This window comes from Allobosea sp. P1_A7 (genome assembly GCF_056406775.1).
Genome location: NZ_JBFTZN010000009.1, coordinates 1 through 13,211 on the forward strand (window position 1 = coordinate 1; position 13,211 = coordinate 13,211).

Sequence of the window (13,211 nt, forward strand, 5' to 3'; positions counted from 1 at the left end):
CATAGGCCCCCATCGTGCCGAGCAGCAGGATAAGCGCGATGGACGAGCCGGTGATGATCACCGAGTTGATGAAGTAGCCCGGCAGGCTTGTCTCGCCCCAGATCCGGGTGAAGTTCGCGACATAGGTGAAATCAGGAACGGAAAACGGTGCGTCGAAGATCTCCCCGGTCGTCTTGAAGGCCGAGAAGACCATGATGACGATCGGGTAGAGCATCAGAACGGAGTTGCCGACGAGCAGCGCGGCGGCGATCAGGCTGCCGGGGCTGCTGCGCGGAAACAATGGGTCCGGGCTTTGGGCCTTTGCCGTCACAGCGCGATCTCCCGGCGGCGCAGATACTGCGTAATGAGCGTCGCGACGACCGCGATGAACATGAACATCAAGACGGCAAGCGCATTGCCGTGCCCGAAATCCTGAAGGCCTGCGCTCTGGTTGCCGAAGGCAGTGCGGTAGAAATAGAGCCCCAGCACGTCCGTCGACCCGTAGGGCGAGCCGTCCAGCCCCGCCATGATGTAGGGCAGCTCGAACCAGTTGAAGGCGCCGATGAAGAGCAGCGTCAATGTGATGGTCGTGGAGGGCGCCACCAGTGGCCAGACGACACGGGTCAGCATCTGCCAGCTGCTGCAGCCGTCGAGCTTGGCCGCTTCCAGGATTTCGCGGGGGATGCGCTGCATTCCGGCCAGATAGACCAGGGCGGGAAACCCGACCCAGTGCCAGGCATTGGCCATGACCAGCGCGGGCAGCGCCGTCGTCTCCTGACCGAGCCAGGGCTGGCGCAGCGCGCCGAGGCCGATCATGTCGAGAAGCTGATTGATGAGGCCGAAATTGGGGTCGAGGAAGAGCTTCCACAGGAACCCGACCAGGACGGTGGACAGGATCACCGGCATGAAAATCGCGATCCGGTGAAAGCGAAAGCCGAACGGCTCCCGATAGATGAACCAGGCAAGCAGAAATCCGGCGGTGTTCTGCACCACGAAAAGCGCGAAGAAGACGAAGAGATTGTGCCGGAAGGCGCGCCAGGTCAGCGCCGCGAAATGATCACCGAACAGGACATCGCTGAAATTCTGCAGGCCGACGAATTCTCCCTGGGCCATCCCCTCCCAGCGATAGAAGGCAGAGCTGAGCGCCACCAGCAGCGGCCAGACGACGAAGGTCAGCATCATCGCCATCGGCGGCACGATGAGAAATGCGATCCAGGCCGCGCGCTTGCGCCTTTCGCGGCGTCGGTAATCCGTCTTCATGAGACCTGGCCTGTTGAAGCAGCACTCAGGGGGAGAGCCCGGCGCGCGCCTGTCCAAGCGCATGGTCGGGTTCTGCCGGCCATGCGCATCATGGGAGCTTCAGCCCCGGAGCTTACTTCTTGAAGGGTGCGTAATAGGTCCCGATGCCCTTCGTGACCTCGGCACCGACCTCGGCCGGAGTCGCCTTGCCCGCCAGCATCTTCTGCACGCCGGACTGCAGCAGCACCGAGCCCGTCGGCTCCTGATAGCGGAAATTGACCAGCATGATGTAGGACATGGCCCGCTCGTTGAGCGCCGCGACCTCCTTCAACAACGGATTCTCGAACTTCACGCCCTTGATTGGCGAGATGTTCTGCAGATCGTTCGAGAAGGCCGTGCCGAACTCAGGCGTACCGAGGAAGCGCAGGAACTTGAGCGCTGCGTCCTTCTTCTTCGACGCGGCGTTGATCGCGTAGCCGCCATCGTAATAGAGCGCGACAAGCCGCTCATCCCCGGCCTTGGCAACCGGCGAGGCGAACATCCCCAGTTTCAGCTTCGGGTTCTGGCGCAGGAAGTTGGCGAGCTCGAAGGAGCCACCGGCAAACATGGCTGCGCGCCCGGCCGCGAAGAACTGCTGCGACGCGGCATAATCCACGCCCGAGAAATTCGGGGCGAAGTACTCCTTCAGCTCGTTCAGCTGGGCGAGAGCGCCAACGAAGCGCGGATCGGTGAAGTCGGCCTTGCCGGCGAGCACGTCCTGCTCGAACTGCTTGCCGATCTGGGAGGAGAGCAAGGCGCCGACGATGGTCTCGTTCTGCCAGGAGGTGGCGGTGCCGTTACCGAAGGGGGTGATGCCCTTCTCCTTCAGCGTCTTCGAAACGGCGACGAGCTCGTCCCATGTCGCAGGCGGCGTGACGCCGGCCTTCTCGAACAGATCCTTGTTGTAGATGATCAGCATCGTCTGCGAGGCGAAGGGCACCGCATAGAGCTTGCCATCGGACCGCATGGTCTCTGCCGCCACCGCCGACGCGGGGAAATTGTCGAATTCCGGCACCATCGTCTTGTCGAGCGGCACGAGATAGTCCGGCTTGCCGACGCCAAGCGTGCCGTAGGCGCGCACCTGCACGATGTCCGGCCCGGTGCCGCCAGCAAGTGCGGTCGACAGGACTGTGGGATAGTTCGCGGCCTCGAAAGCCTCGAACTTCACATTGATGTCCGGATGTTTCTTGCGGAACGCCTCGATGAATTTGGCGTAGGCTGCCTTATCTTCCTGGCGCCAGCTCCAGAGGGTGAGATCTTCCGCCTGCACCGGAGCCGCAAGGACTGTCGYGGCGGCGAAAGCCGTCAGGGCGAGCTTGCCAAGCGCGCGTCTCAAGATGGATCTGGTCAGAATCCCGGCCAACATGTTTGCTCTCCCTCGTTGAACGTAACGTTTGTTATTGTTGGATGAATTCGACGGCCGGCAAGTTCGGCGTCACGACGAGCGCGGTCGCGTCATCGTGGATCTTGACGCGGTTGAACCGTTCCGTGCGAGGATCTCCGTTCTCGAGCCGGCGCAGTTCGGCAACGAGTGCAGTCGCACCGTCGCGCACCACAGCCTGCATGAGACCAGCCTCGTCGTAGCGTTTCAAGACATCGACAAGGCGCATGAACCCGTCGGAAGCGAGCAGGACCGTCGCCGTCGGGGACACGGTCGCGGAGAAGGAACGCAAGCCCGCTTGCCACGGAAGCCCGGGATGAACAGCCCAATAGCCATCCGGCTGGTTCAGGAAACGGCGATTCTCGTGAATCTGCGCCAGAGCAGGCGCCGAAATCGGCTCGCCGTCACGCCGCAGGCCGGTTCCGGCCGCTGCGATTGTCCGGGCCTCGAACGGGCCCGCCGAAGCGTCCGTCCAGCGCTCCATATGTTCGCCATCGAGAATAATGATCGACACGTCGCCGATCACCACCCCCTCGATACGACAGGATTCCCCCATGGCTGAAAGGCGCACGAGGCCGAGGACGGCCGAAGGCCCCTCTCCTCCGATACGCTCAGGCTGACCGTCACCCAGCACGGCGTAATCCCGAGCGGCAGCCACCTCGAGAGTTGCCGCGATCTCGGAAAGCGGGGCTTCATCGCGCGCCGTGGAACGCAGGATCTCATCGACCCGCTGCGCGAGCCACGCCCCTTCCGATTGCTGCTCCGTTCTGGAAGCGCCTGAGAAGAAGGCGGACCCGTCGATGATCCATGCATGCGAGCCGGAAGATCCCGCCATGTCCTCGTTGAAGGGCGCACTGCCCTTGACGCTGACCTGCGACAGGATGCGCCAGCCGGCCGATTCCTTCGGAACAGCAGAGACAGCGGGACGTTCTGCGGACCCTGAAAGAGACCCTTCGCCTTCCACTGTTCCGCGTGCTCCCGCTTCGCGCGCTCAGCGCGATCAACACCCTCTGGTACGATACCAATATAGAACCAGTTAACGCTGTTCAAGCCGGAAAATGCTCGCCCCTGCGCCGCCGGGCGAAGGGTTACGACGCGTGTCTGAGGGGTCAGCCCTCCTGCCGCTCGGCCACCCGCTCCAGCCCGAACTCGCGTCCGGGAATCGAGGCGAGCAGCGCTTGGGTATAGGGGTGTTGCGGATTGCCGAAGACAGAGCCGATCGGCCCGGCCTCCACCACCTCCCCGCTCTTCATGACAGCGACAAGATCGCAGACCTGAGCCGCCACGCGCAGATCATGGGTGATGAAGACGATCGACAGGCCAAGACGCTGGCGCAGTTCCGCCAACAGCTTCAGCACCTGCGCCTGGACCGATACGTCGAGCGCGGAGACAGGCTCGTCCGCCACCAGCACATCCGGCTCCAGAGCCAATGCGCGGGCAAGTCCGATCCGCTGGCGCTGGCCGCCCGAGAACTCATGCGGGTAGCGTTCGGTCGCGGCGGGATCGAGACCGACCAGCCCAAAGAGTTCCTTGGCGCGCGCCAATGCCTGCGCACGCGGCATGCCGTGAACGACGAGGCCTTGCGCAACCGCCTCGCCCGCCTTGCGGCGCGGGTTGAGCGAGGCGAATGGATCCTGGAACACCATCTGGATATGGCGCGTCTCCGCCCGCATCTGCTCGCGGGTCAGACAGGCGAGGTCGCGGCCGTTCAGGCGGATCTCGCCGCTCTCGGGATCGATCAGGCGCACGAGGCAGCGCGCCAATGTCGACTTGCCGGAACCGGACTCGCCGACGATGCCGAGCGTGCCGCCCTTCGGCAGCACCAGCGAAACATCCTTGACCGCGTGGGTGATGCGCTGGCCGCGACCGAAGAAGCCACCGGTGCGATACGTCTTCGAGACGTGCTCTATGGTCAGGATCGGATCGCTCGACAGCGGACGCGGAGGCGGAGCCTTCAGTGGCGGCACTGCGGCGATCAGCTRCTTCGTGTACGCGTGCCGGGGATTGTCCAGCACCGCACTGGCCGTGCCCTCTTCGACGACGCGGCCCTGGCTCATCACCGCGACACGGTCGGCGATTTCGGCAACGACACCGAAATCATGGGTGATGAACAGAACGGCCGTGCCCTTGCGCCGCTGCAGGTCGCGAATGAGTTCGAGGATCTGCGCCTGGGTGGTGACGTCGAGCGCAGTCGTCGGCTCGTCGGCGATCAGCACCCTGGGATCGAGTGCGAGCGCCATGGCGATCATGGCGCGCTGGCGCTGACCGCCCGAGAGTTCATGCGGATAAGYCTTGAGCGTCGAAGCCGGATCGGGAATCCGCACTTCATCGAGCAGGGCGAGGACCCGCGTCCTGATCTCGCCAGCCGGCAGATCGGTATGGATCTCGAACATCTCGCCGATCTGGTCGCCAATGCTGCGCAAGGGATTCAGCGCGGTCATCGGCTCCTGGAAGATCATCGCGATACCGGCGCCGCGCACCTTGCGCATCTCGGCCTCGCTCACATCGGCAAGGTTGCGGCCCTCGAAGAGGATGCGCCCGCCGTCGATCGCGACCCCGCCCGGCAGCAGCCGCATGATGGCATTGGCCGTCATCGACTTGCCGGAGCCGGATTCGCCGACCACGCAGAGGATCTCATTGGCCGCCAGGGAGAGCGACACATTCGCCATGGCGTGCGACCGGTCGGCGCCGGCCGGCAGCTTCACGCTGACATCGTCGAGAACAAGAATCGGGGTCATCGGCTCTTCAGCCTCGGATTGAGAGCGTCATTGAGCCCCTGCCCGACCAGCGAGACGGCGAGCACGGTGACGAGAATGGCAATGCCGGGAATGGCCGAGACATACCACTGCACGCGCAGCACATCGCGCCCTGCGCCGATCAGGTTGCCCCAGGAGGCAACATTCGGATCGGAGAGCTTCAGGAAGGCGAGCGCGCTCTCGAGCAGGATCGCGACCGCCATCACGACGCTGGCATAGACGATCACCGGCGGTAATGCGTTCGGCAGGATCTCGCCAAAGATCAGCTTGATGTCCTTCAGTCCCAGTGTGCGTCCCGCCTGCACGAACTCGCGGTTGCGCAGCGAAAGGAACTCGGCGCGCGTCAGTCGCGCCGAAGCCGGCCATGAGACGATGCCGATGGCGACCGTCACCGTGGTGATGGTCGAGCCGAACACCGCGACGAGCACGAGCAGCAACAGGAAGTTCGGCAATGTCTGGAAGGCCTCGGTCACGCGCATCAGTACGGTGTCGACCCAGCTGCCGTAATAGCCGGCGAAGGCGCCGATCGTGATGCCGATCATGACCGAGATGAAGGTCGCGACCAGACCGATCAGCAGCGAAATGCGTGCGCCATGGAAGATCTGCGCGGCGATGTCGCGGCCGGAATTGTCGGTCCCGAGCAGGAAGCGCGGGTTGCTGAAAGGCCAGATCAGCGGCCGCCCGGCAAGCGCCAGCGGATCGCGCGGATAGAGCCAGTCGGCCGTCCCCGCCATGGCCAGAACGAGGATGAGCAGCAGCAGGCCGATGACGGCCGAGGGACTGCGGAAATAGAGCTTTGCGAACTCCATGGCTCAGGCTCCCGCCGTGATGCGCGGATCGAGCCGGGCATAGAGCAGGTCGACGATGAAATTGACCGCGATCACCAGCAGCGCCGAGACGAAGATGATGCCGAGCAAGGTGTTGAGATCGCGCTGCACGACCGATTCATAGGCCAGCCGCCCCAGCCCCGGCAGCGAGAACACGCTCTCGACCACCACAGAACCGCCCAGCATCGTGCCAGCCTGCAGGCCGATCAGCGTCACCATCGGCAGCAGCGCATTACGTAGGACGTGCCGCACCACCACCCGCGTCTCATCCATGCCCTTGGCCCGCGCCGTGCGGACGAAGTCGAGATTGAGCACCTCGAGCATCGAGCCGCGCATGATGCGCAGATAGATCGCCATGTAGAACAGGCCAAGCGTCAGGGTCGGCAGGATGAGGTGCTTGGCGATGTCGAGCGTCCGGGCCAACCCCGTAAGGCTGACTGTGATATCCTCGAAACCACCGGCTGGCAGCCATTGCAGGTAGATCGAGAACACGACGATCGCCATCAGCCCGAACCAGAAGGTCGGCATGGCGTAGAAGATCAGCCCCAGTGTCGAGATCAGGGTATCGGGCCATCTGTTGACGCCGCGCGCCGCGATCACACCGAAGATCAGCCCGAAGAAAAAGGCAAAGGACAGCGAGGCGCTCATCAGCAGGATCGTCGCCGGCAGCCGCTCCGCAATCACGGTCACGACCGGCTTGCCGTAGATCGCCGAGAAGCCAAGATCGAGCCTGACCAGTCGCCAGAGATAATTGCCGAGCTGGGCCCAGACCGAGAGATCGAGCCCGTAGAACTCGCGCAGATGGCGGGCGGTGGCGGCATCGCCACCGCCCATTTGCGCCATCATCGCATCGACCGTATCGCCCGGCGCGAACTGCAGCAGCAGAAACACCCCGATCAGGATCAGGATCAGGGTCGGGATCGAGGCGGCAAGACGCCGCCCCGCAAGAGCTAATACGCGCATGGGAACTGGCCGGTTTCGACTGCGGAGGCTGGTGGACGTGTCACTCCGCCAACCAAAGATCGTGCCAGGAACTCGAGCCCCAGCGCGGCGTGTTGGAGTGGTTGCGGGCCTTGGCGTTGATCACCGTCAGGAAGATCTGCTCGATCGGCGTCCAGATCGGCAGCTCTGTGTTGGCGCGCCGTACGAAGTCGCCATAGAGCGCCTTGCGCTTCGTCGGATCCACCTCGGTCGCCGCGTCGTCGATGATCTTGTCGATCGTCGGATCGGTCCAGTCCCATTGATTGGTCCATGGCGCACCCTTGGGCTGCCCAGAGCGATACCACACCGTCGTCGAGACCGCAGGATCATTGCGGTACTGATGCCAGCCCGTAGCCAAGTCGAAGGCGTGATCGTCATAGACCTGCTTCAGGTAGCCGCCACCATCGTTGCGCACGCTCTCGACCTTGATGCCGACATTGGCGAGCGACTGCTGGATGAAGGTGGCAAAGAGCGTGATGTCCTCGCCCCATGGAGCCGGCAGCAGGCGCACCGAGAAGCGCGTTCCGCCAGCGCCGGCCTTGAACCCGGCTTCGTCGAGCAGCTTCGCGGCGAGTGCCTTGTCGAAGGGATATTGCGGGCCGTTATCGGCCGGATAGAAATCGGTCGAGACGGAGGGGACCGGACCTGTGCCGAGCTTGGCGAAATCGCCGAGGAAATTCTCGATGAAGAACGGGATGTCGAGCGCATGCGCGATCGCGCGCCTGACCCGGATATCCGCGAGTTCCTTGCGGCGGAAATTGAACTCGATCGTGTTCGTGCGGGCGTTGCCCTCGTTGCCCTTGGTCGAAACGATGAAGCGCGGATCCTTGCCGAGACGGGCGGAATCCGAGATCGTCAGGCCCGAGAACGGGCTGTAGTGGATCTGTCCGGCTTCCATCTGGGCGGCGGCGGCAGCGCGATCGGTGACCACGCGCCAGACGATCCGGTCGAGATAGGGGGCGTTGGCGCGCCAGTAGTTCGGGTTGCGGTCGGCAATGATGTGCTGGCCCCGCTCGTACTGCGCGAACTTGAACGGCCCCGTGCCCACCGGTGCCAGATTGACCGGGTTCTGGCGGATGTCGCCTTTGCCTTCGTAGAGATGGCGCGGCGAGATGTAGCCGAGATCGGGCAGTGCGCGCAGCAACAGGTTGAGCGGCATCGGGCGCTCGTAGCGGAACACTGCCGTCAGCGGGTCGGGCGTATCGACGGCGGTGAGGAAGAGCTGCAGCGTGGTGCCGTAGTTGAGGATCTTCTTCCACATCTCCATCGCGGTGAACTGCACGTCGGCGGAGGTGAAGGGCTTGCCGTCATGCCAGGTCACGCCCGGCCGCAGCTTGAACGTGATCGTCTTGCCGTCGGGTGCAGCCTCCCAGCTCTCGGCGAGCACGCCGACCGGCTGGCCGCTGGCATCGAGATCCACCAACTGCTCCTGGATCTTGCCGCCGATGATGTAGACGCCGGTCGAGGCCTGCAGGCTCGGGTTCAGCTGGCGCTGCTCGGCACCGTAATGGACGGTGAAGACTCCGCCCTTGCGCGGTGTTTCCTGGGCGAAGGAGCGCATCGGGAACAGCACATTCGAAGCGATGGCGGCGCTTGTCAGCAGCGCGGCGCGGCGGGTCATGTCCATGGAGACCTCCTGGGTCCGGTGTTCGATAAGGGCAGAGCCGGAATTCACGATGATCCGGCCATCAGGCTGTTCTCAAAGGGGAGCCAAGGCTCGCGTCACGGTACGAAGCTGACGATCACGCCATTGGCGGAGTCGGCCGGTACGCTGACGGCACCACCATGGCGCACCGCGAGCGGGCCGAGCGCCTTGGCAGCGCCTTCGAGATCGGCACTCGCCAGAACGATCGCGGTTGCGCCGGCGGGAGCCGCACCGATCCGCACCGCATCAGGATAGCGCCCCGCAAAACCGGCCGCATCATAGAACAGGAAATCGGCGCGCTTGCCGCCCGACGGCACCAGCCAGCCGTCATCCTGCGGACGCGCAGGCTCGTCGATCAAACGGCTGAGATGCCCGGCGGCCGCCTTCGGATCTGCAGCGAGGACCTCGACCCGAACGATGCGGCTCGCGCCGTTCGCATGTTTCTGGAGCTCAGGAATCCAGACCGTCTCGCGCGTCAGATGCTGGCAGGCAAAGATGCGCAGTCCGCCGGGACTCTCGTTCAGAGGCCAGCGGAAGACATTGAACTTCGCTTCGCCCGTCCCGCCATTCGGCAGATCCACCGGGCGGCCGAAATGCACGGGACCCAGGGCTTCGAGGCCACGGGTCTTGAGTTCAGCTGCGCCTGCAGCGGCATCATCCGTGGTGAAGGCAGCGCGCTCCAGCCCTTCCCGGTTCTTCAGATAGTCGCGGGTCGGCTTGTTCTGATCCGTCTCGGTCAGCACGCCGAGCAGCTCGAGATAGTCGTCTCCGAACATGATCGTGTAGTTGCCGGTTCCCAGGATCGGCGAATGGGTGCCGCGCGGGGAGACCGTGAAACCGAGGCGCTCCCATTGCCGGGCAGAAGCATCGAGATCGCGGACGGTCACGACGACATGATCGAGACCGAGAATGTGCTTGAGCGACATGACGCCCCCTTTGACCAAGAACCCAACGGAAGCAGAGTTCATCCGAACCAACAGAGGGGCGCAACCACTTCGAGGTGACGTTTCCAGCAGCCCCCGCTGCGCGGCACACATAGCGTCCGGAGAATAGTATTTTCAACAACCCGAGCGAGAAAGCCTAAATTTGGTAGATTTCATTCGTCTTTGGCGAGAAAAATAGAAAACTGTTCTCCGCCGGGCAAATCGCCGGAACCAACCTACTTGCGAGCGGGCGGTCATGGCGGCAAGTATGCGCAAGCTCCTGCCAAACGGGTTTTGACCAGCCCGCCTTGCGAAAGATCGCCGCCGATGACTGCTCCGCCCTCCGTCGCCTGGCCTCCCTCTCTCTGGGCCGCCACCGCCCAGCCTGGGCCTGTGCTCAGCGCGCTCCAAGGGGATGTCCAGACCGATGTCGTGGTGATTGGTGCCGGCTTTACCGGCCTCTCGACCGCGATCCATCTCCGCGAGAGCGGCGTCGACGTCACGATCGTGGAGGCAGCCGAGCCCGGCTGGGGCGCCTCGGGGCGCAACAATGGCCAGGTCATCCCGACGCTTGCCGGCCACGATCCCTCCGCGATGGTGAAACGCCATGGCGAAGCCGGCGAACGCTTCAACGCGGTGCTGCGCGACAGCGCTCAGTATCTGTTCGACCTCGTGCGGAAATACGATATCCCGGCAGAGGCTGAACAAGCTGGCTGGATCCAGCCCGTCCATTCGCCTGGTCGCTTCAAGCTCGCCGAAAAGCGCGTGCGCGAATGGTCGGCAATCGGGGCACCGGTCGAACTGCTCGATCGCGCCGCTGCGGCGGAGATGCTCGGGTCGGATGCCTGGTTCGGCGGCTTCTGGAATCGCACGGGCGGTCATATCAATCCGCTCGCGCTGACACGCGGACTGGCCGAGGTCGCGCTGAAGCTTGGCACAACCATCTATGCACGGTCTCCCGCCACCTCGATGAGCCATGCCAATGGCCGCTGGACGGTGAAGACCGCGCGCGGCTCGGTCACCGCTCGCGCGCTCGTGCTGGCGACCAATGCGTATACCGGCGAGTTCGAGCGCGATCTCGCCCCCGAGATCGCCAGCGAGGTCATCCCTGTTCTGTCCTGGCAGATGGCGACAAAGCCGGTCAGCGACAATATCGCCAAGACCGTCATCCCGGGCCGCCAGGCGATGTCGGACACGCATCGCGAACTCTATTTCGCCCGCTGGGACGCCCGCAACCGCCTTGTCACCGGAGGAGCGGCCGTGCTGCCGGGCGATGGCGGGGTCAATCTGCGGCCGCAGATCGCGGCACGGCTGAAAACACTCTGGCCGCAGCTCGGCGATGTCGAGTTCGACTATGTCTGGTCGGGCTATGTCGGGATGACCCCCGACAATCTGCTCCAGCCGCAGGTGCCGGGCTATCCGCGCATCCACCGTCTCGGGCCGGACGGCTTTGCCTGGGTCGGCTGCAATGGCCGGGCCGTTGCGCTGTCCATCTCGCTTGGTCGCGAGCTTGCCAGGGCGACGCAAGGCACGGCGATCGAGACGCTCGGCCTGCCCTTGTCCGAGCCAAAACCCCAGCCGTTCCGCGCGGTCGTGCGCCGGATCGCGCCGCTGGCGCTACCGCTCTATCGGCGGCTGGACGCGGCAGAGATCTAAGCACTCCTCGCACGAGGCTGGTGCGTGCGGCAGCACCCGCACCGATCGATCCGGAGCGCCGGCGCCATTTCGAACATCATCGCCCGGACGATGGCTCCGGGCGATCCTTGCTGAGCCAAAACGGCTCGTGGCCGATGCCCGCTCAATGAGCCGCCATGTCGAGCGGCGGTTCGATATCGTCGGTAATCGGGTTCTGGAACGGGTTCTCGGCGCGGAACGCAGCGAAATCACCCTTGGCCGCCTTGAGCAGCGCCGGCTGGGACAGGACATCGACCGCGACGCCGGCCATGGCCTTGGCCGCAAGCGAGAGCCCCTTATGCGCCGCCGGCGCGAGGCCCTGGGCGACCAGCTGCCAGGAATGTCCGGGCGTGCCCACGGCATAGCAGGCGACGCGGCATTGCACGGTTGGAACGACCCAGCTCACAGTTCCAACATCGGTGGACCCCACGGAGAGGGCGGCGACATAGTCCAGCGGATAGATGTCGTCGCTGAGCGATTCCCCCTCCCGCACCGACAGACCGAAGCGGCCATAGGAGGCGCGGATATCCTCCTTCGAGAAGGTCTTCTGGAACTCTGCGGCGAAGGCGCGGTCAGCGGCATCGAAACCCGGCCCGCCGAGCCGGATGAGATTGGCGTGCATCGCCTCCTCGAGCGGACGGTTGCCCACGAGGTTGGCATCGCCCGACAATTGCTGCGCAACGACGGAAGTCTCCGTCATCAGAGCGGCGCCATCGGCGATCGCCTTGACCCGCCGCACCAGGTCCCACATCTCGCTGAGCGTCCGGGCGCGGATCAAATGACGCACGGTCGCCTGCGCCTGCACGACATTCGGCGCGATGCCGCCGGCATCGATGAYCGCGTAATGGACACGCGCATCGCTCGGCATGTGCTCGCGCATGTAGTTGACGCCGATATTCATCAATTCGACCGCATCGAGCGCACTGCGACCGAGATGCGGCGAGGCAGCTGCATGGGATGCACGGCCCCGGAAGGTAAACTCGACCTCGACACAGGCAAGTGAGATCGCCTTGCTGACGCCGGTGAATGAGGAGGGGTGCCAGCAGATGGCGACATCGACATCGTCAAACAGCCCGGAGCGCACCATGAAGCCCTTGGACGAGCCGCCCTCCTCGGCTGGGCAACCATAATAGCGCACGCGCCCCTTGATGCCCTTCGCAGCCAGCCAGTCCTTGACGGCAGTCGCGGCAAGCAAAGAGGCCGAACCGAGCATGTTGTGGCCGCAGCCATGGCCATTTCCCCCCAACATGATCGGGCGTTGCTCGGCGACGCCGGCCTCCTGGCTCAGTCCGGGCAGCGCGTCATATTCGCCTAGGATCGCAATGACCGGACCGTCCTCGCCCGACTCGCCGATCAGTGCCGTCGGAATACCGGCGACGCCCTTCTCGACACGGAAGCCCTCCTTCCCGAGCATCGCGGCGTGTTCGGCGGCCGAACGCTCCTCCTGATAATTCAGTTCGGGCACGGCCCAGACGCGGTCGCTAAGCTCGAAGAAAGCCGGACTCTTGGCATCCGCCAACCGCCAGATCTCGGCGGTGTTCTGCTGATCGGTCATATCCTGCTCCTGGCTCTTTCCTGCCCATGCCGTCGCGCGGCCGATCGTCCGGATCGGTGTCGGCGCGAACCTGCGTCTCGCTGTTGCGACCAAACGCCCAGCGCGACAAGCCGGCAAGAAGCATGAGCACGATCGGGTCATGCAGCCAGCGCAGGATCCCGCACGGGCAGGAACGCGCCCGGGCCGCCGGGCGTCAGAAGAGGACGACGTTG

10 protein-coding genes and 1 pseudogene are annotated in these 13,211 nt (G+C 64.4%); 1 reads left to right on the top strand and 10 read right to left on the bottom strand.

Features of this window, described 5'->3' with window-relative positions:
• From AC1D34_RS02370 to AC1D34_RS02410, 9 genes and pseudogenes are all read right to left on the bottom strand, one after another.
• Positions 1 to 310 (bottom strand): annotated as a pseudogene (locus tag AC1D34_RS02370) (carbohydrate ABC transporter permease); the annotation flags it as partial.
• Positions 307 to 1,239: a carbohydrate ABC transporter permease gene (locus AC1D34_RS02375; RefSeq protein ID WP_441505909.1), complete on the bottom strand. Its 933-nt coding sequence runs from the start codon at positions 1,237 to 1,239 to the stop codon at positions 307 to 309. The gene AC1D34_RS02375 and the pseudogene AC1D34_RS02370, both read right to left, overlap by 4 nt.
• A gap of 112 nt (positions 1,240 to 1,351) precedes the next feature.
• Positions 1,352 to 2,593, bottom strand: a complete 1,242-nt coding sequence (locus tag AC1D34_RS02380; protein WP_476823403.1) for an extracellular solute-binding protein — start codon at positions 2,591 to 2,593, stop codon at positions 1,352 to 1,354.
• A gap of 61 nt (positions 2,594 to 2,654) precedes the next feature.
• Positions 2,655 to 3,602, bottom strand: a complete 948-nt coding sequence (locus tag AC1D34_RS02385; RefSeq protein ID WP_441505910.1) for a hypothetical protein — start codon at positions 3,600 to 3,602, stop codon at positions 2,655 to 2,657.
• Positions 3,603 to 3,747: 145 nt separating this feature from the next.
• The gene (locus tag AC1D34_RS02390) at positions 3,748 to 5,376 is read right to left on the bottom strand and encodes an ABC transporter ATP-binding protein (protein ID WP_476823404.1); all 1,629 of its coding nucleotides are present in this window, start codon (positions 5,374 to 5,376) and stop codon (positions 3,748 to 3,750) included.
• The gene (locus tag AC1D34_RS02395; protein WP_441505912.1) at positions 5,373 to 6,203 is read right to left on the bottom strand and encodes an ABC transporter permease; all 831 of its coding nucleotides are present in this window, start codon (positions 6,201 to 6,203) and stop codon (positions 5,373 to 5,375) included. Before AC1D34_RS02395 ends, AC1D34_RS02390 begins: the two co-directional genes overlap by 4 nt.
• Positions 6,204 to 6,206: 3 nt before the next feature.
• Entirely contained in the window at positions 6,207 to 7,184 is a 978-nt protein-coding gene (locus AC1D34_RS02400; protein WP_113515850.1) for an ABC transporter permease, read from the bottom strand.
• A gap of 40 nt (positions 7,185 to 7,224) precedes the next feature.
• Complete coding sequence (locus AC1D34_RS02405; RefSeq protein WP_476823405.1) at positions 7,225 to 8,829, bottom strand: ABC transporter substrate-binding protein; 1,605 nt, start codon at positions 8,827 to 8,829, stop codon at positions 7,225 to 7,227.
• 95 nt (positions 8,830 to 8,924) lie between these two features.
• Positions 8,925 to 9,773 carry a VOC family protein gene (locus AC1D34_RS02410; protein ID WP_441505914.1) on the bottom strand — a complete coding sequence of 283 codons (849 nt, stop codon included), beginning with the start codon at positions 9,771 to 9,773 and terminating at the stop codon, positions 8,925 to 8,927.
• Positions 9,774 to 10,097: 324 nt separating this feature from the next.
• Here AC1D34_RS02410 and AC1D34_RS02415 point away from each other — a divergent pair, with 324 nt between their 5' ends.
• Positions 10,098 to 11,426: an NAD(P)/FAD-dependent oxidoreductase gene (locus AC1D34_RS02415; RefSeq protein ID WP_441505915.1), complete on the top strand. Its 1,329-nt coding sequence runs from the start codon at positions 10,098 to 10,100 to the stop codon at positions 11,424 to 11,426.
• 142 nt (positions 11,427 to 11,568) lie between these two features.
• On the opposite strand, the gene AC1D34_RS02420 is transcribed toward AC1D34_RS02415, so the two are convergent.
• Positions 11,569 to 12,999 carry an amidohydrolase gene (locus AC1D34_RS02420; RefSeq protein ID WP_476823406.1) on the bottom strand — a complete coding sequence of 477 codons (1,431 nt, stop codon included), beginning with the start codon at positions 12,997 to 12,999 and terminating at the stop codon, positions 11,569 to 11,571.
• Positions 13,000 to 13,211 lie beyond the last annotated feature (212 nt).